The organism is Opitutus terrae PB90-1 (assembly GCF_000019965.1).
Classification (GTDB): domain Bacteria; phylum Verrucomicrobiota; class Verrucomicrobiia; order Opitutales; family Opitutaceae; genus Opitutus; species Opitutus terrae.
The window spans coordinates 5,294,371-5,317,713 of sequence record NC_010571.1 but is presented as its reverse complement, the minus strand read 5'-3'; the positions used below and the strand labels follow the sequence as shown (position 1 = coordinate 5,317,713).

Genomic DNA, 23,343 nt, shown 5'->3' with positions numbered 1-23,343 from the left:
CTCGATCCTCCGTCGCGCTTCTCCCGCGCGCCAAAGAATAACCTAATAGGTTACTTTCTATCTTCGGGGCGGTGGGCTGCCATCGAGGGAGGAACAGCGGAAACGGCGACGGATGAGGAAAAGAAAGAGTAACCTATTAGGTTACTCTTTGCAGGAAGGAGGGCAGGACGGAAAAACGATTTGGCGCGGCGCAGGAGGGGACTCATGCTGGCCGTTCCATGAATCGGACCGACCGGCTCGTTGCGATGGTGATGTACCTGCAAGGGCGGCGCGTCGTGAAAGCCGAGGAGCTGGCGCGGCACTTCGAGGTCAATATCCGCACAATCTACCGCGACGTCGCCGCCCTCGGCGAGGCGGGCGTGCCGGTCGCCGGCGAAGCGGGCGTCGGCTACAGCCTCGTGCGGGGCTACCATCTGCCGCCGGTCATGTTTACGGCGGAAGAGGCGATCGCGCTGTTCATCGGCGGCGAGATGGTGAAACAGTTCGCCGATGCGTCGCTGACCGGGCCGATGGATTCCGCGGTGTTGAAAATCCGCTCCGTACTCCCGCGCGAGCGGCAGGACGATCTCGAACGACTCACGCGCGCCACGGCCATTTTTGGTTCGCCGCGGCTGTCCACCGGAATCGATCAACGAACGCTGCTCCCCATCGAGCAGGCGATCGTGTCGTCCCGCGTGCTGCGGATGACCTATCGCGGTCGGGCGCGGGCCGAGGAAACGCGACGCGACGTGGAGCCGCTGGGCGTGACTTATCACGACGGCGTCTGGTATCTCGTCGCGTGGTGCCGGCTGCGGAAAGATCTCAGGTATTTCCGGCTCGATCGCGTGAGGGCGCTGGAGGTGCTGGGTGAGCGGTTCGCGCCGCGGCCGGATTTTTCGCTGCGGCGGTTTCTCGAGCAAAACATGGACGACCGGGAGCGGGTCGCGGCGAAGATCTGGTTTGCCGAGGACGCGCTCGATCGCGTGCGGCGCGAGAGTTACAACGGCGTCGTGGCATTGCGGCCGGAGGGCGCCGGCGCCGAGGTGGAGTTGAAAACGTTTTCACTGGAATGGCTCGCGCGCTGGATCTTGTCGTTCGGCGCCGAAGCCGAGGCGCGTTCGCCGGCGAAGCTGCGCGCGCTCGTGCGCCAGGAGGCCGAAGCCGTGGCGCAGCGGTACGGCGACGCGTGAGCGAGCCGGGGCGGCGGGCAGGTTGAGCGCATCGGCGTTTCCCTGCTGACATAGGGTTGTCAGCAGCAGGTGATAACGTCACCGGGATGAATGCGACCACCCCTGCTGCGGTTCGAGTGACAGAGATCGCGTTCACCGGTTATCCGGTGACGAACATGGCCCGGGCGCGGGTCTTTTATGAAAACGTGCTGGGGCTGAAGCCCGGCGCGACCTTCGGCGAAGGCGACAAGCAATGGGTCGAATACGACATCGGCGCGGGGACGCTCGCCATCACGAACATGGCGGCAGAGTGGCAGCCCGCGGCGCAGGGGCCTTCGATCGCATTGGAGGTCGAAGACTTCGATGCGGCAATCGAGGCGCTGCGTCAGGCCGGGGTGACGTTCACGGTGCCGCCGACGGCGAGCCCGGTGTGCCGGCTCGCAGTCTGCCTGGACCCGGACGGCAACAGCCTCGCGGTGCACAAGCGCAATCCGCACTGAGCGCCGGCTGTGCGGTTCAAAAACGGTGGGCGCTGCCGCCGAAGTATGACGCCCGCGGGCGTTGGCGACCGGCGAACGCGCGTGTTCTGCTCCGCGAAAACCACCTTTCCTGCATGAAGACTTGCACCACCACTGTGACCCTCACCGCGGATCGGGACGCGGTTTATTCGTTCCTGGCTGAGATCAGAAACCTGCCACGTTGGGCGCCGGCGCTGGTGCGCCGGCTGCGGCAGGAAGGGCACCACTGGCGCGCGCTCACGCCGGGCGGCGAAGACTATGTGGCCGTGGTGCCGGATGCGCGCACCGGCGTGCTGGACCTGTTCGTCGGACAACGACCTGACGAGATGGCGCCAGTGCCGCTGCGCGTGATCCGGCAGGGCGGAGGCGCGGCGGTGATCTGTTCGTACTTTCTGCCGGCGGGTTGGTCCGAGGAGGTGGGCGAACGCTATCACAACGCGCTCGTGGCCGGGCTGCGTGGACTCGGGGCCCGGTTCGGCGGCGGCGAGGTGGCCGCGCCGCAGCCGGGGCCGAACGGGTTTTACCCGAGCGTGGTCACGGCACGTTTTTACGAGACGTGGGATTTCTACACGACGCACCTCGGGTTCCGCACGGTGTGTGAGAACGATGTGTACGTGCACCTCGTGCATCCGGGCGGCGCGCAACTCGGCCTGTTGCGGGAGGAGTTGGAAGGCATGCCGGCGGAGTTGATCGGCGCGACGAATGGACACGGGTTCTGGCTCAATGTCGAAGTCGCCGATGCCGACGCGGAACAGCTGCGGCTCGCTCGTGAAGGCGTGGAAATCTTCGAACCCGCGGAGGACAAGCCGTGGGGCAATCGGCAACTCCTGGTGCGCGATCCCAACGGCGTGTTGATTGCGATCGCGCATCGGATTCCGATCGCGGTGAATTCCCCGGCGTTTTTGCCCGCCGCTTCGTGAACGCGTCGCGCGCCGTGTGGATGGCGCGAGCGAAACCGAGCCTGATCGGCCACTGGCGTCGGGCGTCCCGCTGCCGTAGGACCGCTGCGACGACAAGAGGTACTCGCGGCGCGGGGCAGAATCCGCGCCCTACCTGCAAAGCACGGCGAAAGCATGCGGGGTGCGGCGCGATTTGACGGCGCTCGTTGGGCCAACACGTTGGGCCGAGCCCGGATTTCCCAATGAACAAACTTCTTCGCTTTCTTCAGCTCAATTTCATCCCGCGCAGCACGGATCTCGGACTGCTGGTTCTGCGGCTCTGGCTCGGACTCTCGCTGCTGACCCTGCACGGCTGGGCGAAGCTGACCGGGTTTGGCAGCATGGCAGGGAAATTTCCTGATCCGATCGGCATGGGGCCCACGGTCAGTCTCGGACTCGCCGTGTTCGCAGAGGTGGTGTGCGCGGCGCTGCTCGCGCTCGGCTTGCTGACGCGGTTCGCGGCGTTGGTGCTGATCATCATGATGGGGGTCGCCTTCCTTGTCGTGCATGGGCGTGCGCTTTCCGGCCCGGGCAGCGGCGAGATGGCGTATTTGTATCTCGCTGGTTTTGTCACGGTGTTCCTGGCCGGCCCGGGGGCGTATGCGGTGGACCGGAAGCTCGGGGCGAGAATCTGACGGCGCGGACGATCGCAGGTGCCCTGCCAGCCTCTCCGCGCGGCGTAGCGCCGCGCCGGATGCACACGGGGTGGAAGAGTTGAAGGGGTGGGACGCGGTGGGGTGTTTTGCGCTGCAGCCCCATTTGAATCATGAAAACCTCTCTCAAGCTCGCATGTGTGTTTCTGATCGGCGCGCTCGGCAGCGTCGCCACGGCGGGAGAAATTCAGCCCCTCAAGATTGAAGCCACCACCAAGCCGCAGCTCAGCCCGGTGATGTTGATGGAAGGCGTCACGCACGGCCGCGTGGTCTTTGCGCTCGACATCAGCGAGCAGGGCCAGATCACCGACTGGATGGTGCTGGCCTCCTCGCATCGCGCGCTCGTGTCACCCTGCATCGAGGCGTTGAAGTCCTGGAAGATCACGCCCGCGACGCGGGACGGACAGCCCGTGCCCGTGCAAACGGAGATCACGATCGACTTCACCGCGGAAGGCGTGGTGATCAGCCGCACGTTGATGATGGACGTGGACCAGCACATGCAGCGGCTCTTTGGGCTGCGGATGGACCAGCCCGGCCGGTTGACCAACAAGCTGGATGCGGCGCCCACGCGGGTGACGACGGTGGCCCCGCGGTATGCCAAGGACGCCGAGCAAAAAGGCGTGCGCGGCAAGGTCCAGGTGCACTTCTACATCGACGAGACCGGCGCGGTCCGGATGCCGTCGATCGAGGAGAGTCCGGATCCGTATCTCTCAGAGATGGCGATCGCCGCGGTGCGCGAGTGGAAGTTCGAGCCGCCGACCTCCCGCGGTCAGCCGGTGCTGGTGGCTGCACGGCAGGAGTTCAATTTCGGGAAATAACATCTGGTGTCTGTTTGTAGTCGGACCGGGGACCGGAAGCGGTCCTCGGTTTTTTTGTGCGACCGCCGAGCTGCGCCCCGCCGGGATCGGGCCGCTCAGCGGCGGGCGAGGGCGTTGCGCCGCGGTCGCGGCGGCCGGACTGCGGGCGCGTTTCGCGTCGGCTCCTCTTCGGCGATCTCCGTCTCGAGCTCCGCCGCCGAGGGCGCGCTCGCGAGCGCCGCGGACGAACCCGCGGAACGCGCGCGGGTGACGAGCTGCTGCAATTTGTCCACGACGGAATCGACGAAAACCGCCTGGGCGCTCAGCTCTTCGGATGCGGCCGCACACTGCTGCGCGTTCGCGGCCGTGGTTTGCGTGACCTGGTCCATCTGGCTGACGGTTTCGAGTACCTGGGAAATGCCCTGATTCTGTTCGTGCGAGGCGTTCGCGATCTCGGTGATCAACTGATCCACCTCGCGGACGCGGCCGGCGATCTCGTCGAGCCCCGCGGCGACGCGCCGGCTGAGGGCGACGCCGTTTTCGCTCTTTTGAATCGAGTCGCGGATGCTCTCCGCGGTTTCGTGCGCGGCGGCGGCGCTGCGTTGCGCGAGCGAGCGCACCTCCTCGGCGACGACGGCGAAGCCCATGCCCGCTTCGCCCGCGCGCGCGGCTTCGACCGCGGCGTTGAGCGCGAGGATGTTCGTCTGAAAGGCAATCTCGTCGATCGTCTTGATGATTTTCGCGATGTTGTCACTGGAGCCCTTGATGGCGTCCATCGCGCCCGTCATCTTCTGCATGTCGGCCGTGCCAGTCTCGGCGGCGCTGCGGGTGTGATTGGCGAGTTCCTTGCCGCGGCTGGCGTGTTCGGCGTTGCGTTTCGTCATGCTGGCCACCTCGGCCAGGGCGGCGCTGGCTTCCTCGATCGAGGCCGCCTGCTCGTTGGCGCCCTGCGCCAGCGATTGGCTGGACGAACTGATCGACGTCGCGGCGCTCGAGAGCTGATGTGAGCCCTCGGCGAGTTCACCGGAGATCGAGTGCAGCGCGCGATTCGCTCCGCGGGTGATCCACCAGGCGGTGACGGCTGCCATCAGCAGCGCGGTGATGACGCCGAAGATCAGGGCCAGCCGCGCCACGCGGATCGCCGCCTGCGCGCTGGCCCCCGCCTCGACGCTGGCGACGCGGTTGTGTTCGACCATCGCCTGCAACGACGTGATATAGGTGCCGTAGACTTGGTAGAGCTGTTGTTCGAGCGCCTGCTGGGCTTCCGTTTTCTGCTTCGCGCGACTGAGTTCGAGCAAGCGCACGCGCGCATCGCGGTAGGGCGGGCGGTTGGATTTTACGGTGCTGTAAAGCTTCTGCTCCTCGGCGCCGACCAGCAGCTTTTCCAACTCGCCGTAGAGGTCGGTGAGCTTCGTGGACTTTGCGTCCATTTCCGCCTCGATGGCGCGCATGCGGTCCGTGTCGCCGGAGATCACGTGCTGCGTGGCGTTGATGAAGTTTTCCTTCACGAGCGCCTCGATCTGCTCGAGCAGCACGATGGCGGGCAGCGATTGGTCGACGACCTCCTGCGTCGCCGCTTGGATCCGGCTGATGCGGGTGAGCGCGATGGCGCCGATGATCGCGACGATGGCGATCAATGCGGCGAAACCCAGGGCAATACGTTGGCCGATCGTGGCGTGCTTCATGAGGCTGTTCCCATATCGCCCGAATCCAACGCGAGCTAAGCGCCAAGTTGTGGGGAACTCTACCCAACGGCGCGCGGCCGTCCCTCCCTGGCACGACGCGGGGACAGTCCGATCGACGGGCCCTTGCGGGGCTGGCGGTGCTTCGCAGGCTCCCGGGCTTTCGCGCTTTTCGTTCCCCGCCCCATGAATGCTGTTGCTCAAATCGCTGTTTTCGCCGCGCTCACGGCGCTCGTCGCCGTGCTCACTTACCTCACGTGCCGCAAGGAGAAGCGGATCAAGGAATCGCGCGAATATTTCCTGGCCGGCGGGGCGCTGAGCTGGATCTACATCGCGGGCTCCATCACGTTGACGAATATCAGCACCGACACGCTGGTCGGCTGGAACGGCAACCAGATGCTGTTGATCGTCTGGTGGGAGCTCGCCGGCGTCGCGGGGCTCGTCTTGCTGGCGAAGATCTTTGTTCCGATCTACTACCGCTACGGCTGCACGACGGTCACGGAGTTGCTGGAGCGGCGTTATCAGGACAAGCACATCCGCGCGACGGTCGCGACGCTCTTCCTGCTGGGGAACCTGCTGCTGTTTCTGCCGGTGATGCTCTACACCAGCTCGCTCGTGATCAAATCGATGTTTGGGCTGGACGTGCCGCTGATGGTGCTCGCCACCGGGATCGCCGTGCTCGGTGCGGCGTATGCCGTGCTCGGAGGGCTGCGCGCGGTGGCGGTGTCCGACACCTACAGCGGCTTCATCGTGCTCGGCATGGCCGTGCTGGTGGCGGTGTTTGCGCTCAACCGCGTCGGCTGGAACTGGTCGGGCGTACCCCCTGAGCGGTTGGCGCTGTTTGGGGGACCGGACTCGGTGCTGCCGTGGTCCACGCTGCTCACCGGCATGATCTACACGCAGCTGTTCTATTGGAGCACGAACCAGACAATCACGCAGCGTGCGCTCGCGGCGCCCTCCATTCGCGAGGCGCAGAAAGGCATCTATGCCGCCGCGGTGATCCGGCTGCTGATCGTGCCGCCGATGGTCGTGGTGCCGGGGATCTGCGCGTTCAAGCTGTTCGGCAAGCTGGGCGACGCGACTTACGGCCGGATCGTCGCGGAGGTGTTGCCGCAGTATCTGCAGGGTGCGTTTGCCGCGGGCATGGTCGCCGCGGTGGTCACCAGCTACAACGCGGTGCTCAACTCGTCCGCCGCGCTCTACGTCTGCGACCTGCATCAGCAATACGTGAACCCCAAGCCCAATGTGCCGCGGATGAGCGCGTGGCTGCAGGCGGGCTTCACCGTGCTTTCCATCGTGCTGGTGCCGCTCTACGTCGGCGCGGAAAGCATCATCCAGCTGATCCAGCAACTGCTGGGCTTGCTCAGCATGCCGATCTTGTCGGCGTTTATTACCGGCCTGCTTTTCCGCAACGTCGATGGCCGCGCGGTGATCGCGACGCTGGTGTTCGGGGCGACGCTGTATGGCGTGTTCACCTTCGTTTGGACGCCGATGCATTTCCTGCACCTGATGTTTATCACGGTCTGGGCGTGCGTGGGCTTTGCCCTGCTGGTGAACCGTGCGGTGTTCGGACGGCGCGCCGAATTCGAACTCGGTTCGGCGGAGCGGCGTCGGGACATCATGGCGATACTGCGGCGCGACAGCTGAGTGCGCCGCTGCACCTCGCGGCGGTCACGCTCTTCGATCACAGGTAAATCAAGGTAGGGCGCTCACACCCTGAGCGCCGCGAAGGTCAGGCGAGCTCCCGGCGGGCAGCGGAATGCCCGCCTACCTCTGAGACGGTGGTTCGAAAGAATCTGGCAGCCTCTACGCTCGCGCGCCGCCATTTCTCGGCCGGTCGCGCCAGCGCCACCAGCCGGCGAGCAGGCTTCCGATCACCGAGTGAAACACGCTCGAGATGGCGCACGGCACGGCCGTGAGCGGGTCGGCGAAATGGCTGCGCGCGAGCACGACGCCGAGGCCTGAGTTCTGCATGCCCACCTCGATCGAAACGGTGCGGGCGACGATCTTGTCCCAGCGCGCGAGCCGGGCCGCCACGTAGCCGATCGCGAATCCGCCGGCGTGCAGGCTGAACACGGCCGCCAGCAGCCGGAGCGCGGAACCGCGGATCGCCTCGGCGCTGCCTCCGATGATGCTGGCGCAGATCAACGCAATCGTGAGAACGGAGAGCAGCGGCAGCCCGAGTTGCGCGCGCCGCATCAGTTGTGGCGCCATGCGATTGGCGACGACGCCGATCACCAGCGGCAGGACGACCACCTGGAACGTGCTGCGAAACAAACCCCACGCGTCCACATGCACGAACGTGCCCGCCAGCACGGAGGTCAGCAGCGGGGTCATCACCACCGCGGCGAACGTCGAGCACATCGTCATCACGACCGAGAGGCAGACGTTGGCGCGGGCGAGATAGGTCACGACATTCGAAGCGGTGCCTCCCGGACAGCAGGCCACGAGGATCAGCCCCACCGCGAACGGCCGCTCGAGTCCGTAAAGATGCGCAAACGCCCACCCCAGCAGCGGCATGATCGTGTATTGCGCGATGAATCCGAGCGCCACGGCCTTGGGCATCCGGCCGATCGCCCGGAAATCGTCGAGCTTCAGCGTCAGGCCCATACCGAGCATGATCACGGCGAGCCCCCACACGATCCACGGACCGCTAAACCAGGTGAACCAGCCGGGCTCGAACAACGCGACGACCGACAGTGCGACGACCCAGACGGGAAAGGCGTTGGTGAGCGAGCCGAGGAGACGCGTCATCGAGATGCCTGTCAGCCAGCCGGAAGCGCAACGCAAACGCGAGGGCGGAATGCGTCACGGGCTCGTGAGCCAACCGCCTGTGGTCCGAGTGATGGATGCGGTCGAGGGCGGGCCACTGCGCGTCGATGCGAGAAACAGACTCGCTCCGGGGAGATTTTCCGGCGTGACGCCGCCATTCGGGGTGTTAACCAACGGTATGCTCCTACGCTCGCTTTCCGCACTCCTCACCTGTGGGCTGCTCTCGGCTTGTGGCGTGGCCGCCGGATGGGCAGCACAGCCGGCGCCGAAGGACGCCCAGCCGCCAGCCGGACAGGCGAAGGCAAAGTCCGACAAGCCGGCACTCGCCAAGGGGATGACCGCGGAACAGGTGCTGAAGATCGCCGGCAAGCCGGACGAGATCCGGCCGATCAAGAATCCCAACGCAAAGGCGGAAGCGTGGATTTATCGGCGCGTGCTGGCGCGCACGTCGCGTGAAACGGCGACGCACGTGGTGGAGCGCCCGGCATTTCAGGGGCCCGGACCGAGTGGGGAGGGTGTGGCCATCGACCCGGTTACGCGCCAGGAGCGAATCACGACCTATCAAGTCACGTGGGTCTTGATGATCGAAGGCCGGATGCAGGTCGCGAAGCAGACCCGCGAGGTCGAGCGGTCATTCGACTAGGGCCCGCGAGTACCCCTTCTCCAGGCGGGGCACCGACGTCGCCGAACGTACGACGGGGCGGCAGGCTCGGACGCCCGAAAGCCGGCCACCCGACGCATCCGGATGCGGGGCGCCGGGATCTGGAGGATAGTGGCCGCGCGGGTTGATGAATAGATTCCGCGCGATGAACGCGTGCGTGATGAATCGTTGGTTCGTCGGTGGCGTGGCGCTCGGAGTCGGGGCACTGATTCTGGGCGGTTGCGCCTCGGCGCAGCGGGACGGCGCAGTGGCTCCGCTAACGGTGACCGCCTCGTCGCCACTGGACGTGGTGGCAGAGTTTCCGCACCAGCAGGTGACCGGCGTGGCGGTGTCGCGCGCCGGCCGGGTGTTTGCCAATTTCCCGTATTGGTCCGACGGGCATACCGTCTCCGTGGTGGAGGTTCGACCGGACGGCGTGCAGCAGCCATATCCCAACACCGATTGGAATCGGAAAACCGGGCCGGAGGCGGAGCGGTTCGTGTGCGTGCAGAGCGTGTTCGTCGACGAGACCGACACTCTCTGGATCGTGGACGCCGGTTCGCCAAAGCAGACCGGTGTGGTGGAAGGCGGCGCGAAGCTCGTGAAGGTCAACCTCGCGAGCAATCAGGTGGCGCAGGTGATCCATTTCGATCGCAGTCTTGCGCCGGCGCAAAGCTACCTGAACGACGTGCGGATCGATTTGCAGAACAACTTCGCGTTTCTGACCGACTCGAATCTCGGTGCGATCCTGATGGTCGATCTTGCGAACGAACAGGCGAAGCGCGTGCTGGAAAACGATCCGTCGGTGAAGCCGGAGCCGAATCTGCAGCTCACCGTGGACGGCACGGCGCTTATTGATCCGGAAAAACAGCAACCGCTCGCGATCGCCTCGGACGGCATCGCGCTCGATCCGGAGGGCCGCTGGCTCTACTACAAGGCGCTGACCGGCCGGATGCTCTACCGCGTGCCGCTGGACGATTTTGAAGCCAGTTTGCGGAGCGACGTCGATCTTTCGAACCGCGTCGAGCGGGTCGGACAAGTGGGTGCTTCGGACGGGCTGGCGTTTCACGATGGCCGAATCTATGTCACCGCGATCGAACGCGACGCGGTGATGCGCTACGATCCGGCGACACAGCAGTCGGAGGTGCTGGTGCGGGATGAGCGGCTGAAGTGGCCGGACAGCGTGGCGTTTGGTCCGGACGGAGCGCTCTACGTGACGACGTCGCAGATTCATCTCACGCCGAAGTTCAACCGGGGAGCCTCGCGGGTGGAGGAACCGTATCGAGTGTTCCGGGTACCACGCGAGGAGGTCGCCACGGGCCCGCTGGCGGAATGACTAGGAAAGCACGCTTGCCGAGTAAGTGGGCAAGACCCGCGCGCCCACCGACGCCGCGAATGCCGCTTGCGTGGGAGCGCGGTCATTCTGCCCGCTCAGTGCGGCTTGGACGGCCGCGCTCCCACACAGCAGCCGCGCGCTACTGCGGCGGGAACTTCGCTAGCTCGGCGGCGAGGAAGGGATCGACGCCGAGCGTGCCGACAAGGCCGTCCACATACGCCGGATCCTGTGCGGCCCGCGCGAGCGCGGACACGCGCTCGAACTTGCCGCGCACATCCAGCTCAGCGGCGACCGCGGCGTAGTTGCGGCGCTTCAGGAAACGTTCGAGGTAGCGTGCGTGGCGTTCCCAGAGGTTCGCATCGACGCTGCGCTGCGCCTCGAGCCGCGCGCGATACCAGTCGCTCGCCAGCACCGATTCACGCGTGAAGAGCGCGCGCACCACCGGATCCTCGACGTCGCGCCCTTCCCACGTGCCGTCGCGCATGAGGTGCAGCAGCGCGCGCAGCGGCGGACAAGCCTGCTCGATCGAGCCGTCGGTGAAGTAACGCTCCGCGGCCGTGCGCATCGCTTCGACGATGTTGCTCACGCCGGCGACGAAGATGTCGCGGTCCTGTTGCTCCGGCCGGAGAAAGCGCTCCTCGAAGACCGTGCTGGGATTGCCCAGCACGCGCCCGCAGAACGCCTGCACGAACCGGCCGGTGATCCGCCAGCCCAGCCGACTCGCGAGCACCCGTTGGCCGGCGTGTTCAAAATCGGTGCACCGCTCGAGATAACCGTGCTCGATCAGATATTGCGGGTCGCGTTCCGCTGGCGACATGCGCGCCCAGATCTCCGGGACGAGCAGGCTGACGTCGTGGTCGACGCGCAGATGCGGTCCGACCCAGCCGGCGGCGGTGGAGAACACCGGCAGACCGGTCAGCGCGTAGGACACGAGCGCCGCGTTGAGATCAAAGATCGGGGGGAGCGCATTGAACGGGCCTTTGGTGAGCGCGCCCTCGGAGCCCGCGCCCGTGGTCGAGGGTGACTTGCCGGTGAGGCTCGAAATCAGGTCCATGAACGCTTCCGGCAACTCCTGATAGTGAATCGGGCCGTAAACGCAGAGCGGCAGCACGCCGGGCTCGGGCGGGTTCAGCCGCCGGCCCATCAACACGGCGCCGACGGGAAACGTCACGGGCTGATCGGCGGGGATCCGGCGGTAGAGCCTCGCACCCATTTGCGCGAGGTAGGTCGCGCGCGGATCCTCGAGATCGGGCCGGCGCTGCAGATAGCGCGGATTCTTGGATGGCTTGCCGTCGACCAGGCGCGGATGCGCGGGCGAAACGAGGTAGTCCGGTCCGGGCTGCTCGAGAAAATCGTGAAAGATCCGGCGGATCGGCGCCGTGAAGTCCTCGAATGCCAGCGTGTCTTCGACGACGGATTTTGCGAAGGCGCGATCGAGTGGTTCGTAGTTCGAGAAAAAGTTGCCGGTTCGGCTGAAGTCTCGCTCGGTGTGCTTGTCGTAGCCGCGGATGATCGCGTCGTCCGGCCGCTGGAACAGCCGCTCCTCGCAGTTGTGGACGAGCTTCAGCGACGGCGCGGTCGCGGTCGCCGGGATTCCCTGCACGCGGTCGCGGGGGGCGACGATCGACGCGGTGATGTCGTCCTCGGCCTGAATCTTTTCCGCGGGGATGAAGTCCTTGCGCAGTGTGAAGGTCCGCCAGCCGCCGTCGCGCATGAAGCCGACGCGCAGGTAGTGCGTGAGCAATCGCTGCCGCTCGAACTTCAGTTCGTTGCCCGGGCGGGCGTTGATCGTGTCTACGCTGAAATGGCTGCGCCAGTCGTCGCCCCATTCCGGCTTGTGCGCGCGCTTCACGATCAGCACGAAGTCGCGGATGTAGCCGGGGATCGTGCCGACCCACTCGTTGTAGGCGTCGGTGTAGTCGGGGCTCTGGCTGAGCAGTTTCACGACCGAGCCGAGCGAGCGCTCGGGGCTCAGCAGCGGCCGGCCATCGGGGCGCTTGCGTGACGGATCACGGAAGCGATCGCCGTAATTGCGCCGGAGAATCGAGTCCACGGTGTCGAGATCGTGCGCGAGGTCGTTGACGAAAACCGGTCCGTTGAACGTCGCGTCGGCGATCGACTTCGAGATCTCCGACTTGCCGCCGCCGGAGACGGTGCACGGCTTGTGGCAGAGCACGCCTTCCGCGGTGGTGCCGCGCAGCCGCCAGCGGCGGCCGCGGTCGGGCTTGAGCATCTCGACCTTGTAGCCCGAGGGCAGCACGTAGGTGAAATCGGGCAGGAGCTTCAGCGTGCGCGAACCGCCGCGCCCATCGGACCAGCTGATGCGCTGCGTGCGCAGGTCAAAGCGCGAGTCCTCGGGCACGTAGCAGATCGTCGGATTGGTGCGGTCCTTCGCCCAGCCGTCCGGCTGCAACTCCACGCGATTGCCCAGCAGCGCGAGCGCGGCGGCAAAGGTGTGATCGACGACCGGCACATACGTGCTGAGTTGAAAATCTTCGCCGAGGTCGTAGCTCGGGAACACGATCGCGCCGCCGGCGTGTTCCTCCTCGGCGCGGCCGAGCAGATTGGCGGCGAAGCTGATCTGGGTCTTCACCTCCTTCTTGCAGTAGCCAAAATAGTTGTCGGAGATGACCGTGACGATCACGCCGGAGGCGTTGCGGGCGGTGATCTTGAAAGCACCGCCGTCGTTGTAGAGCTCGTCGGGCGATTTCCAGCACATGCCCTCGCGGCGCTGCCGTTCGGTGGCCTGATCCCACGGCGGCAAACCCAGATCCGATTTGCGCAGCTGGTTCAGATGCGGCGCGAGAATGACGCAGCCGGTGTGGCCGGTCCACCGTTCCGGATCGAGCGCGGCATCATTCTCGGGGAGATTCGGATCGCCCGCGTTGCCGAAGATGCTCTCGACGAAGTCGAGGTTGGCTACGAGGCTGCCAGGGACGAAAAACCGCGTCTCCATCGCGCGCTGCGGCGTGAATCCCGGGACGGCGGGCACGACGGTCGGGCGGAGGTGCAGGGACACGAAGCATTCGGCCTGTTCCGGTTCGCCGGCGGTGAATGGCAACCGCAGGAACTCGGCGGGCGGATGCAGCGCGACCTTGAGCAACCGGCCGAAAACCGCGACCGGCACGGCTTTTTTGTCCGCCGGCACCGGCAGTCCGCCCTCGGCGACGTGAAAAATTCCCTGCGTGGTACGGCGGTCGGCACGTGGGTTGTGCAGCACGCCCTGGCGTACGCGGCGCGAGGTGAGGATCGGGCTTTGGTGATCGTCGCGCGAGACCGGCAGTGAGATGGTGCGCGCGATCCCCTGCCGGTCCAGAATCAACGTGGTCGCCGGCAGCCGCGGCGTCTCCACGTGGCTTTCGAGATAATCGAACAGGAAATTCTGGATGCGTTGGTCGACGGGCGCGAGGTGCCGGGCCAGCGCGCGACTGCGTTCCCGTGAAACCGCCAGCAGATTGCCCACCAAATCGCCGAGGCCGTTATCCGCCACCGGCACGCCCGGTTGGGAAAGCTCGCGCAGCTTCAGATTCACATAAGCAAGCAACTGCTGGTGGGAGGGCGTCGGTGTGGCAGGCATGTCGGGAGTGCTCAAAGTTGACAGCAAAGGTCGGTGTCGACTTGCCGCAACTCCAGAACGATGAAGCGCGAGCAGCCCGAGCGGGTGCGCTCGGCGGGATCGGCCGCCACCGAGTTGCAGGCGGAGGGCGTCTGTCACCTTGCCGGCCAGCGAGTTGCCGCCAGCATCGCCGCATGGTCTCCGTGCGACATCGGTTCGATGCACAGGATCGGATCGCGGCTTTGACCGACGGTTGGCAACGGAATGAGACGGGCGGAGGCTGGGATGGAATGCTCGGGCGAGAGTTGTGGAGCTGCATGCAGGACCCGACCATGATCGAGCTCTATCGGACGCTGGTAAAGCAGGCCCGCACGCGAGGCGCGGTGCGGATTCACGTACCGGTGTGACACGGCCCGGCAGCGGCGATGATTTGAAATGGCCATCACGTCCGCGGGCGGCGGCGCCGTCGAATTCACTTCCGTGTTGTTGCGTGCGGAGGATCGGCCGGCGGTGAAGCTGCTGGAAGACGGCGCACCACGCGACGAACGGCTCGTGCGCATGTGCAGTTGGTGCCAACGCGTCGTGTTGCCCAGCGGCCGTGGGCTGAGATCGAGGAAGGCGTCCGCGAGATGCGCCTGCTGGAGCGCGAGCGGCTACCGCGCATCACGCACGGAATCTGCCATGAGTGCGCCGACGAACTGCGCGGGCAGATCGGCGCGGTGGGCTAGCCGGATTTCGATCGCTTGGGTGCGAGCGTCGGGGCGCCGGTCAGGCGGCGTCCACCTTGATCTGAATGTCCGCCACGAACTGGTGGCCTTCGCAATCGAAGTAGAAAATGTGGCGAGTGGCCCCCTTGACGTTCGCGATCGTGAGATTTTCGCCGCGGACAATGGCCGGCAGCGTGAGTTTGCAGGGATAGCCGACGTCGCAGAGCGTGTTTTTGAACCCGCCCACCGTCATGTTGGTGATTTCACCCAAGGCATCGTTCACCACCTCGTGTCCGGCCTCCTCGACCTCGGCCAGGCTCATGCCGAGCAGCGAACTGCTGATCGTCTTGGCGTAACCATCCGAGAGGCAGAGGTAGATCAAACCGTCGACGGCGCCGATGAAACCGACGCTGGCGAGGATTTGCGGCGCTTGGTAGGCGGGAGGATGCGCGCTCGTTTCCAAGCGTTTCACGAGCGCCGCTTGGCGGTGCAACATCGTGCGGAAAACGCTTTGCACCGCTTTAACGATGCAGTCTTGGATCAGTTCTTCCGTGATCTGGGATTTGGCGGCGGGCATGACGCAATAAGGCACTCATAATTCGGGCTGAAACGGGGTTTTCTGAAGCTGCTTTTTGCAGATGTGGAACGGCAATCGCCTCCGCGGTCGTCCAACCGGGCCCGGTCCGGGCGAAGCCACCACGTCGCGCCTCCAGACTGCGGTGGCAATCAGACGCCCTGCCGGGTGAGCGACTCCCGTAACTGCCGTCCCGTCCGGAGGATAATTTCGCAGACGCGGTCGCGGACCACGGGATCCCGTGAATCAACGGGACATCGCCGACGTTCACCTTCCAGCCAAGTCTCGTCCTCGATGATCTTTTGGATGACCGGTAACTGGCGGGCGAGAATGGGATCGTCAGAAGACATCGTCGGGCCGCGCCGCACACAGGCCGCGGTACCCAAGTCACACCGATATCGGCCGAATGAGGAAAAACAAGAGGAGGACGGTGGCTGAACCGTCAGGGTTGGTCCGTGCCCTCGTTACCGGTCGGTGACGAGTGGGGAACTCCGAGAAGTCCCGGCGCCGGCAGCGATGGTCCCGGCGTCGGCGGTCGACCTCGCGGTCGCCCGCACCGGCTCGAGGTGAAAGTGAGCGGCGAGGTCCGACTCGGTGACTTGCCGGCCTTGCAACCGCAGGAGCACGCGGAGCCGTTGGATCAGCTGGCGGACGTTGCCGGACTCGAGATCGTTCTGGCGCAGCGAGGTGGCGGCGTCGTGCACGGGCATTGTTCTCGCGTAGCGCTCGACATCGGCCGCGGTGATGGTCTCGCTGCCCGCGAACGAATAAACGGAGGCGGTTTCGGCGACGACACCGGCGTTTGCCGGATCGTGCAGGAACGCGACAGCGCGGAACCAGACGGCGAAGAAACGCTGCAACGTGGCGTCGTCCACCTGCCCGCGACGGGCGGCGAAGCCTTCCGGGGCGATGCCGGGAATGTCCGCGGTGGTGGCCAGCGTGTGGGCTCCAGAACGCTCGAGCCGGGAAGCCCAGGGATCGTTGCAGACGACCGCGTGGAGCTTTCCCTCTGCGAACAACTGCAGCGCTTTCTCCTGTTCGGGCACCTCGGCGAGCGGAAATTCGGAAAGACTCAGATTCGCGCGGTTGAGCGCCTCGCGCAGGAACAGCATTTGCCCGCTGCCGCGCAGGCAGACGGCAATGGGCCGGCCGCGGAGATTGCGCAGATCGGCGCCGTCACGCAGCAGGAGCTTGTCGCCGCCGAGCGACCAGTCGGTTTCACCGAGAATCACCAGCGGCGTTCCGGCCTCCGCTTCGTCGACCCAAGTCGCGATCTGGTCGAAAGCGAGATCCACCTCCGCCGAGCGGAGCGCCGACACCACCTCGACGCTGGTCTGGTATCCGCGCAATTCGACCTGGAGTCCGGCCTCCTGCCAGAAGCCCTGCATTTCGGCGATGCCCAGCGGAACGCAGACGAACGAGTGCGTGTAGGCTACGCGCAACGGTCGCGCGACCGCTGGGTGGAGCGCCAGCGCCAGAACGCCGAGCGCGAGCAGCAGAGCGGGCCGGCCTGCGCCGGCGAGACGTGAAGCGGGATTCACGATGCCAGCATGCGGTGGGACGCGGAGCGCGACGAGTGGAACACGGTAACAGGTTGGAAAGGAAGTCCGCATCTGTCTCGCGGCCATAACGCCCTCTCGAGCCGCGTTCTAAAGGGTAGGGCGGGCATTCCGCTGCCCGCCGGAAAGTGGCTGGTCGCTCGCGGCGCTCACGGAGTGAGCGCCCTACCTTGGGTGGTTCTCGACTGGAGTCTGTCGCCGTCTCTAGCGTTCCCGCCGGCGGCGATCTGTTTTCGCGACGCAGGAAGCGTCGGCGCGCGGGAGGCTCGGCGAAGCGAGGCGCAGCGTCGCCGTCGCTTCCGTCGCAAGAATCACGCCTTCGGTGAAATCGAGCTGAACGGGCGCGGAGGAATCGTTGATCGCGAATTGGAGCGCCGAGCTACCGCTACCGGACACGTAGTCGGCCTTGGCGCCGTGCTGCAGTTCAAGCCGGGGCCGGCCTTTCACCGTGACACTTTCCGTGAACCGCAGCCGGAATCCGCCGGCGATCGGCTGGATCATGCACACGGCGGGCTGGTCGGTGCGCTCCGGATCCCATGTGCCGGCGAACGTCCAGCGCGGCGTGATCTCGCGCGGCGCGGGCGCGCCCGGCGCGGCGGCGAGATTGTCCGCGTGCCACGTGTAGTCGCCGCCGTCGCGATGGCAGTTGAAATAGTAGACCCGCTCACCCCAGCGGTTCACCGGATCGAGCTCCCGATTGCGCGCAAGATCCGCCTCGCTCGGCGTGCCGCCGTCGAGTGGATAGATGACGCGATACGGTTTCCGATCGCGCATCCGTTCAGAGAACGTGCAATCGACCAGAAAATACTGCGCATCGCGGTGGTGACGGGAAAGAATCCATTCCGGCGGGCCATCGAACCGGCAACCGCGCAGGACGAATTTCATGTCGGGATCCTTGGAACCATCGTGCCAGATCGCGGCCGTCGCGTTCGGGTTGACCTGCGTGATCGTCGAGTCGGCCAGGTAGCTCCAGCCGCGCGGGCAGACGAAATCGACCGAACCGCAGATGTTCAGCCGTGCCTGGTAGCTGCGGCCGCCGGCTTCGAGACCGGGCGTGCCGGCGGTGGCGCCGGCGTTTTGATTGCGGCCACGCCAGAGCGCCAGCGTGTCGGCACCCTGGCTGAGCACGTCGCAGTCGACGATCACCGTCTTGTCCGCAAGCCCGAAGACGGCGAACGCGTGCGGGCCGATGACGCCGTGCGTGTTTTTGACCGTGAGGTTCTCGAGTACGAAATCGTGCGCGGGCGCGGTGATGTTCACGACCGCGAGTCCGACGCTGTCGTGCTGCTTGTGGAACGCGTCGGCGGCTTGCGCGTATTCGATCCGCGCGCCCTGCCGGCTCTCCCCGCGCAACGTGACGAAGGGCGCATCGATGCGGACTTTCTCGTGGTAGACCCCATTGCGCACGAGGATCACGCGACGCTCGCGATTGTCTTTCGGAAGCGATTCGAGCGCGGCTTGGATCGAGCGAAAGCCGGCTGAGCCGTCGGCGGCGACGACGATATCAGGCGCGATTGGGAGCGGTGCGGGACCCGCTGGCGCGGCGGCGAGGAGGAAGGCCGCGAGCTGCGCGCTGAGAAAGAAGGCGGCGAGGCCGAGTGAGGAGGAGCGCATGGTTCGCGATCAGTGGTGAGCAGGTTATCGGGACGGGCGCCGGCGCGCAACGTCGACGCGCAACGCATCGTTGAGTGACGGTGGCCTCTCGTTCGGCCATCGGGTGCCACGCGAGATGCGCAATTCGCCCGCGAGAGGCTTCTCGGAGGTCAAGTGCCAGGATGGTGCCAGGATGCAGGTCGGGCCTCGGCGGCGATCAGGACAGGATCATGGGGTCACCTGATGGAGCGGCGACGCCGTCGTTGCGTGAATGCGTGCGGAGCGGGTATGACGCGACGAGGGCGTCGCGTCTCCAGAACGTGCCCTTCATCGCTGCCGCTGGCGTTGTCTCTCGTGACCACACGCCGCCGCCGCGACAAACAAAAGCCCCGCGCCGGTGAGGGCGCGGGGCTGAGAGTCGAACGTTTCAGCAGCGAAACGCTCACGCGTTCCGCTACGATTACTTCTTGGCGGCCTTGGCCTCGGTCACCGCGGCCTGGGCGGCGGCGAGACGCGCCACCGGCACGCGGTAAGGCGAGCAGGACACGTAGGTGAGGCCCAGCTTGTGGCAGAACTTCACCGAGTCCGGATCGCCGCCGTGCTCACCGCAGATGCCGAGCTTGATGTCCGGCCGGGTCTGGCGGCCCTTCTGGATGGCGATGCCCATCAGCTGGCCGACGCCCGTCTGGTCGATCGAGGCGAACGGATTCTTCTTCATGATCTCGGACTCCTGATAGGCGCCGAGGAACGAGCCCGAGTCGTCGCGCGACATGCCGAGGCAGGTCTGCGTGAGATCGTTGGTGCCGAAGCTGAAGAACTGCGCGGTCTGCGCGATCTCGTCGGCGGTGAGCGCACCGCGTGGAACTTCGATCATTGTGCCGACCGTGTAGTTGATCTTTACCTTCTTCTCGGCCTGCACCGCAGCGGCGACCTCGTGCACGATCGCGACCTGCAGATCGAGCTCCTTCTTGAAGCCGACGAGCGGGATCATGATTTCCGGCTTCGGCTTGAAGCCGTCCTTCTGCGCCTGGGCGGCGGCCTCGAGCACGGCGCGCGCCTGCATGGCGGTGATTTCCGGATACTTGATGCCGAGGCGGCAGCCACGGAAGCCGAGCATCGGGTTGAACTCGTGGAGTTCGTGCACGCGCTGCATGATCTTCTCGACCGGAATGTTCATCTTCCGGGCGAGGTCCATCTGCTGCTCCTTCGAGTTCGGCAGGAATTCGTGCAGCGGCGGATCGAGGAACCGGACCGTGGCCGGGAAGCCCTTCAGCGCCTTGAAGATTCCGTAGAAGTCGTCGCGCTGGAACGGCAGCAGCTTGGCGAGTGCCGCCTGCCGGTCCTCGAGCGAGTCGGCGAGGATCATTTCGCGCATCGCGTCAATGCGGTTCCCCTCGAAGAACATGTGTTCCGTGCGGGTGAGGCCGATGCCCGTCGCGCCGAACGCGACGGCCACGCGGGTTTGCTCCGGCGTGTCGGCGTTGGTGCGGACCTGCAGCCGGGTGGCCTGCGCGCACCACTTCATCAGCTGCGTGAAGCTCTTGAACTTCTCCGTCGCTTGCGCGGCGGTGTCATTGTGAACGAGGCCCGCGATGATCTCAGACGGCGCGGTAGCGATCTGGCCCGCGTAGACGTTGCCGGCGGTGCCGTCGATCGAGAGGTAATCGCCCTCGTTGAACGTCTGGCCGCTGACGGTGATCGTCTTCTTGTCGTAGTCGATCACGAGCGCGGACGCGCCGCAGACGCAGACCTTGCCCATCTGGCGGGCGACCAACGCGGCGTGCGAGGAAACGCCACCGCGCGCGGTGAGGATGCCCTCGGCGGCGATCATGCCGCGAAGATCTTCGGGGGACGTTTCGATGCGGACGAGGAGGACCTTTTCGCCCTTCTCGGCGGCGGCGACGGCGCGGTCGGCGTTGAGATAAACCTTGCCGGACGCGGCGCCCGGGCCAGCGGGCAGGCCGGTCGCGATGACGGCCGCCTTCTTGACCTCGGCGAGGTCGAACACCGGGGCGAGCAGCTGGTCGAGCTGATCGGCGGGGTTGCGCAGGATCGCGGTCTGCCAGTCGATCAGCTTCTCCTTCACCATATCGATGGAGAATTTGAGCGCGGCCATCGCGGTGCGTTTGCCGTTCCGCGTCTGGAGCATGTAGACCTTCTTCTCCTGGATCGTGAACTCGAAGTCCTGCACGTCCTTGAAGTGCTTCTCCAGCGTGGCGCGGATCCGCTCCAGTTCGTGGTAGGCGCCCGGCAGGTGATTCTTCAGCTGGGCGACGGGCTCGGGCGTGCGGACGCCGGCGACGACGTCCTCGCCCTGCGCGTTGATCAGGAACTCGCCGTAGAATTCCTTCGTGCCGTTGGCGGGATTGCGCGTGAACGCGACGCCGGAACCGGAGTTGTCACCGGTGTTGCCATACACCATCGCCTGCACGTTGACCGCGGTGCCCCATTCGGTGGGGATGTTGTATTTGCGGCGGTAGACGATCGCACGGTCGTTCATCCAGGAACCAAACACGGCGCCGGCGGCGCCGACGAGCTGGTCCCACGGGCTCGAAGGGAAATCCTTGCCGGCGCGTTCGAGCACCAGCTTCTTGAAGCGAAGAACGAGCTCTTTCAGATCCTCGACCGTGAGCTTCGTGTCCTCGATCTCGTGATTGCCGTAGCGCTCGTCCTTGAGCGTGCCGATGACCGTCTCGAACGGCTCGTGATCCTCGTTGGGGCGCTTCTGCACGCCGAGCACGACGTCACCGTACATTTGCACGAACCGGCGGTAGCAGTCCCAGGCGAAGCGCGCGTTGTTGGTCTTCTTCGCCAGCGCCTCGACCGTCTGATCGTTGAGGCCGAGGTTCAAAATCGTGTCCATCATGCCCGGCATCGAGTCGCGGGCGCCGGAGCGGACCGAGACGAGCAGCGGGTTTTCCAAATCACCGAACTTCATGCCGGTCTGGGCCTCGATCGAGGCGATGCCGGCTTCCATCTGGCTGCGGAGCGCGGCCGGATAGGTGCGCTTGTTGGCGTAGTAGTACGTGCAGACTTCGGTGGTGATGGTGAAGCCGGGAGGCACCGGCAGGCCGATCCGGCACATCTCGGCGAGGTTGGCGCCCTTGCCGCCCAGCAGGGGCTTCATCGTGCCATTGCCGTCGGTTTTCTTGCCGAACAGGTAGACGTATTTGGTCGCCTTGGCGGCGGGGCTTTTCTTTACCGCGGCGGAAGATTTGGACTTCTTCGCGGGCTTTTTCGCTTTGGATTTAACGGCCATGTTTTGAGGGTGATCTGAGTTGGGAAACACAACGCGCGTCACGAGGCGCAAAGCGCTAGGGGATAGCCGGGCGGTTAGGGGTGTCAACCGCTCAAGGGCGCGGCGCTAGAGGTAAATCGCGCCAACCCGGTCACTGACCGGTTTCGGCGGCTGGCGTGGGGGCGGCGCCCCACCGCCGGCGTCCTGCCGGCCGCGGCAATCAGCGGCGGCTGGCGCGCTGGAACCGCAGCACCACCCGGAACATCTGCACGGCGAGCCAGAATACGCCCGACAGGCAAGACGAACCGAGCGCCGACCAGAGCGCCACCATGCGCGGATCCTCGGAGGGCACGTGCGAACGCAGCACGAAGAACATGAAAACGAAGAACGCGCTCACGAGCACGGCATCGACGATCAGACTCACGGGGGTGACGAACTTCTCGGCGGGCTGAGACATGGGGGAAACAACAGACTCACCCGGGGGCGTTTTGTCCATGGAAAATTGCGGCAGTAGGCGCCGGCGGCGGGCTCGGGGAAACCCGGCCGTTTGCTGGCTCGACGAGGCTGCTGGATCGGTGCACCCATGGAGGCCAGCGGCGCCGCCGCTCCCCACCATGCCGGTCAGCAAGACACTGGACGAAAAACTCCGCCGCCTGCGGGCGGGCACCGCCACGCGGCGGGATTTCATCCTCGCCGACGCGAAGGACGGCGACATGGCGTTCGGCGTGACGACGCCAGGCCCGCACGCCTCGGGCCGCTGGCGGTCGCTGGAAGATTACCGGATGCAGATCCGGGAGATCGTGCGGGAGCGTTTGGTGGACATCATGTTGCTGTCGGTTTCGAACCTGGAGCAACTGGCGATCAAGGAACGGCTTTTCGCGGACTCGCCCGTAACGCCCGCGGCGCGTGCCAACGACACGACGGACATCTGGATGGTCCGCGGCGGCGTTTATCCGCAGCGGCCGTCGCGGCCGTTTCGCACGGCGGCCATCGAGCACATCCTGCACGGGCGGCTTGGCTCCACGGCCGGCGAACCGGTGACCGGCGCGGATCTCGGGCTGTATTCGCTGACGTTCACCAACGAGGTGGAACGCGATCTCGAGACCGTGGAGGCGTTTCGGGAATTTCGGATCGAGGCGGAGCAGAAACGCTTCCGTTACTTTCTCGAGGTGTTCAATCCGAACGTGGGGACGGTGCGAGTCGACCAGATCGGCGAGTTTCTGAACGACCACATCATTCGCGTGCTCGCCGGCGTGCCGACGGCGGCCCGGCCGTTGTTCCTGAAGATTCCCTACAATGGTCCCGCGGCGCTCGAGGAGCTGGTGGCGTATGATCCGAATCTGATCGTCGGGATCCTGGGTGGCGGCGCCGGGACGACGCGCGATGCGTTCCAGCTCATCCACGATGCGCAGCACCACGGCGCGCGCGTGGCGCTGTTCGGGCGCAAGATCAACCTTTCCGAGCATCCGCTGACGTTTGTCGCGTTCCTGCGACGAATCGTGGACGGCGAGATCGAGCCGGCCGAAGCAGTGCGGGCGTATCATGGCGAGCTCGCGAAGCTCGGGGTGAAACCGCACCGGCCGCTTGCGCGCGACCTGCAACGGACGCCCGTGGCCCGGAAGCCGCGCTGAG

At 65.7% G+C, this 23,343-nt stretch carries 19 protein-coding genes; 10 read left to right on the top strand and 9 right to left on the bottom strand.

All coding sequences use genetic code 11. The annotated features are described in order from the left end of the window. The first annotated feature begins 218 nt into the window (after positions 1 to 218). The 5 genes from OTER_RS20725 (at position 219) to OTER_RS24585 (ending at position 4,075) form a co-directional block, all read left to right on the top strand. Entirely contained in the window at positions 219 to 1,169 is a 951-nt protein-coding gene (locus tag OTER_RS20725) for a helix-turn-helix transcriptional regulator (protein ID WP_012376906.1), read from the top strand. Between the two features lie 86 nt (positions 1,170 to 1,255). Then, positions 1,256 to 1,648: a VOC family protein gene (locus tag OTER_RS20720; protein ID WP_012376905.1), complete on the top strand. Its 393-nt coding sequence runs from the start codon at positions 1,256 to 1,258 to the stop codon at positions 1,646 to 1,648. A gap of 113 nt (positions 1,649 to 1,761) precedes the next feature. Further along, positions 1,762 to 2,586 (top strand): VOC family protein, encoded by an 825-nt coding sequence (locus tag OTER_RS24590; RefSeq protein ID WP_012376904.1) that lies wholly within the window; start codon positions 1,762 to 1,764, stop codon positions 2,584 to 2,586. A 221-nt stretch (positions 2,587 to 2,807) separates the two neighbouring features. Then, the gene (locus tag OTER_RS20710; protein WP_012376903.1) at positions 2,808 to 3,239 is read left to right on the top strand and encodes a DoxX family protein; all 432 of its coding nucleotides are present in this window, start codon (positions 2,808 to 2,810) and stop codon (positions 3,237 to 3,239) included. 131 nt (positions 3,240 to 3,370) lie between these two features. Continuing rightward, positions 3,371 to 4,075, top strand: a complete 705-nt coding sequence (locus tag OTER_RS24585) for an energy transducer TonB (RefSeq protein ID WP_012376902.1) — start codon at positions 3,371 to 3,373, stop codon at positions 4,073 to 4,075. 95 nt (positions 4,076 to 4,170) lie between these two features. Here OTER_RS24585 and OTER_RS24580 read toward each other — a convergent pair whose 3' ends face one another. Further along, positions 4,171 to 5,739: a methyl-accepting chemotaxis protein gene (locus tag OTER_RS24580; protein ID WP_012376901.1), complete on the bottom strand. Its 1,569-nt coding sequence runs from the start codon at positions 5,737 to 5,739 to the stop codon at positions 4,171 to 4,173. 183 nt (positions 5,740 to 5,922) lie between these two features. Between OTER_RS24580 and OTER_RS20690 the strand changes: the two genes are divergently transcribed. Continuing rightward, a complete protein-coding gene (locus OTER_RS20690; protein WP_012376900.1) occupies positions 5,923 to 7,383 on the top strand; it encodes an SLC5 family protein in 1,461 nt (486 codons plus the stop codon). 159 nt (positions 7,384 to 7,542) lie between these two features. Here the strand turns inward: OTER_RS20690 and OTER_RS20685 are convergent, their stop codons facing one another. Next, positions 7,543 to 8,490 (bottom strand): bile acid:sodium symporter family protein, encoded by a 948-nt coding sequence (locus OTER_RS20685; protein ID WP_012376899.1) that lies wholly within the window; start codon positions 8,488 to 8,490, stop codon positions 7,543 to 7,545. Positions 8,491 to 8,686: 196 nt separating this feature from the next. On the opposite strand from OTER_RS20685, the gene OTER_RS20680 reads away from it, so the two are divergent. Together OTER_RS20680 and OTER_RS20675 are read left to right on the top strand one after the other, a co-directional pair. After that, on the top strand, positions 8,687 to 9,151 hold the full coding sequence (locus OTER_RS20680; RefSeq protein ID WP_148218199.1) for a hypothetical protein: 465 nt from the start codon (positions 8,687 to 8,689) through the stop codon (positions 9,149 to 9,151). 145 nt (positions 9,152 to 9,296) lie between these two features. After that, the gene (locus tag OTER_RS20675) at positions 9,297 to 10,484 is read left to right on the top strand and encodes an SMP-30/gluconolactonase/LRE family protein (protein ID WP_083767805.1); all 1,188 of its coding nucleotides are present in this window, start codon (positions 9,297 to 9,299) and stop codon (positions 10,482 to 10,484) included. 139 nt (positions 10,485 to 10,623) lie between these two features. On the opposite strand, the gene OTER_RS20670 is transcribed toward OTER_RS20675, so the two are convergent. Beyond that, entirely contained in the window at positions 10,624 to 14,061 is a 3,438-nt protein-coding gene (locus tag OTER_RS20670) for a PPi-type phosphoenolpyruvate carboxykinase family protein (protein WP_012376896.1), read from the bottom strand. 134 nt (positions 14,062 to 14,195) lie between these two features. Beyond that, the gene (locus OTER_RS26745; protein ID WP_148218198.1) at positions 14,196 to 14,600 is read right to left on the bottom strand and encodes a hypothetical protein; all 405 of its coding nucleotides are present in this window, start codon (positions 14,598 to 14,600) and stop codon (positions 14,196 to 14,198) included. A gap of 9 nt (positions 14,601 to 14,609) precedes the next feature. On the opposite strand from OTER_RS26745, the gene OTER_RS26305 reads away from it, so the two are divergent. Next, positions 14,610 to 14,768: a hypothetical protein gene (locus OTER_RS26305; RefSeq protein ID WP_158305497.1), complete on the top strand. Its 159-nt coding sequence runs from the start codon at positions 14,610 to 14,612 to the stop codon at positions 14,766 to 14,768. 40 nt (positions 14,769 to 14,808) lie between these two features. Here the strand turns inward: OTER_RS26305 and OTER_RS20660 are convergent, their stop codons facing one another. From OTER_RS20660 to OTER_RS20640, 5 genes are all read right to left on the bottom strand, one after another. Further along, positions 14,809 to 15,324, bottom strand: coding sequence for a chemotaxis protein CheX (locus tag OTER_RS20660; protein WP_012376894.1), 516 nt, complete (start codon positions 15,322 to 15,324; stop codon positions 14,809 to 14,811). A gap of 461 nt (positions 15,325 to 15,785) precedes the next feature. Next, positions 15,786 to 16,862 (bottom strand): ABC transporter substrate-binding protein, encoded by a 1,077-nt coding sequence (locus OTER_RS20655; RefSeq protein WP_158305496.1) that lies wholly within the window; start codon positions 16,860 to 16,862, stop codon positions 15,786 to 15,788. A 222-nt stretch (positions 16,863 to 17,084) separates the two neighbouring features. Then, positions 17,085 to 18,494: a pectinesterase family protein gene (locus OTER_RS20650; protein ID WP_012376892.1), complete on the bottom strand. Its 1,410-nt coding sequence runs from the start codon at positions 18,492 to 18,494 to the stop codon at positions 17,085 to 17,087. Between the two features lie 439 nt (positions 18,495 to 18,933). Beyond that, positions 18,934 to 21,732 carry a pyruvate, phosphate dikinase gene (gene ppdK / locus OTER_RS20645; RefSeq protein WP_012376891.1) on the bottom strand — a complete coding sequence of 933 codons (2,799 nt, stop codon included), beginning with the start codon at positions 21,730 to 21,732 and terminating at the stop codon, positions 18,934 to 18,936. Between the two features lie 199 nt (positions 21,733 to 21,931). After that, positions 21,932 to 22,168, bottom strand: a complete 237-nt coding sequence (locus OTER_RS20640; protein WP_012376890.1) for a hypothetical protein — start codon at positions 22,166 to 22,168, stop codon at positions 21,932 to 21,934. A 157-nt stretch (positions 22,169 to 22,325) separates the two neighbouring features. Between OTER_RS20640 and OTER_RS20635 the strand changes: the two genes are divergently transcribed. Further along, entirely contained in the window at positions 22,326 to 23,342 is a 1,017-nt protein-coding gene (locus OTER_RS20635) for a beta/alpha barrel domain-containing protein (protein WP_012376889.1), read from the top strand. The last annotated feature ends 1 nt before the right edge of the window (position 23,343 follow it).

Bases quoted from the DNA above. Each gene is read 5' to 3' on its own strand.
- OTER_RS20725 (WP_012376906.1), top strand. From the start codon at position 219: ATGAATCGGACCGACCGGCTCGTTGCGATGGTGATGTACCTGCAAGGG.
- OTER_RS20720 (WP_012376905.1), top strand. From the start codon at position 1,256: ATGAATGCGACCACCCCTGCTGCGGTTCGAGTGACAGAGATCGCGTTC.
- OTER_RS24590 (WP_012376904.1), top strand. From the start codon at position 1,762: ATGAAGACTTGCACCACCACTGTGACCCTCACCGCGGATCGGGACGCG.
- OTER_RS20710 (WP_012376903.1), top strand. From the start codon at position 2,808: ATGAACAAACTTCTTCGCTTTCTTCAGCTCAATTTCATCCCGCGCAGC.
- OTER_RS24585 (WP_012376902.1), top strand. From the start codon at position 3,371: ATGAAAACCTCTCTCAAGCTCGCATGTGTGTTTCTGATCGGCGCGCTC.
- OTER_RS24580 (WP_012376901.1), bottom strand. From the start codon at position 5,739: ATGAAGCACGCCACGATCGGCCAACGTATTGCCCTGGGTTTCGCCGCA.
- OTER_RS20690 (WP_012376900.1), top strand. From the start codon at position 5,923: ATGAATGCTGTTGCTCAAATCGCTGTTTTCGCCGCGCTCACGGCGCTC.
- OTER_RS20685 (WP_012376899.1), bottom strand. From the start codon at position 8,490: ATGACGCGTCTCCTCGGCTCGCTCACCAACGCCTTTCCCGTCTGGGTC.
- OTER_RS20680 (WP_148218199.1), top strand. From the start codon at position 8,687: ATGCTCCTACGCTCGCTTTCCGCACTCCTCACCTGTGGGCTGCTCTCG.
- OTER_RS20675 (WP_083767805.1), top strand. From the start codon at position 9,297: ATGAATAGATTCCGCGCGATGAACGCGTGCGTGATGAATCGTTGGTTC.
- OTER_RS20670 (WP_012376896.1), bottom strand. From the start codon at position 14,061: ATGCCTGCCACACCGACGCCCTCCCACCAGCAGTTGCTTGCTTATGTG.
- OTER_RS26745 (WP_148218198.1), bottom strand. From the start codon at position 14,600: ATGCGCACGAGCCGTTCGTCGCGTGGTGCGCCGTCTTCCAGCAGCTTC.
- OTER_RS20660 (WP_012376894.1), bottom strand. From the start codon at position 15,324: ATGCCCGCCGCCAAATCCCAGATCACGGAAGAACTGATCCAAGACTGC.
- OTER_RS20650 (WP_012376892.1), bottom strand. From the start codon at position 18,494: ATGCGCTCCTCCTCACTCGGCCTCGCCGCCTTCTTTCTCAGCGCGCAG.
- ppdK (WP_012376891.1), bottom strand. From the start codon at position 21,732: ATGGCCGTTAAATCCAAAGCGAAAAAGCCCGCGAAGAAGTCCAAATCT.
- OTER_RS20640 (WP_012376890.1), bottom strand. From the start codon at position 22,168: ATGTCTCAGCCCGCCGAGAAGTTCGTCACCCCCGTGAGTCTGATCGTC.
- OTER_RS20635 (WP_012376889.1), top strand. From the start codon at position 22,326: ATGCCGGTCAGCAAGACACTGGACGAAAAACTCCGCCGCCTGCGGGCG.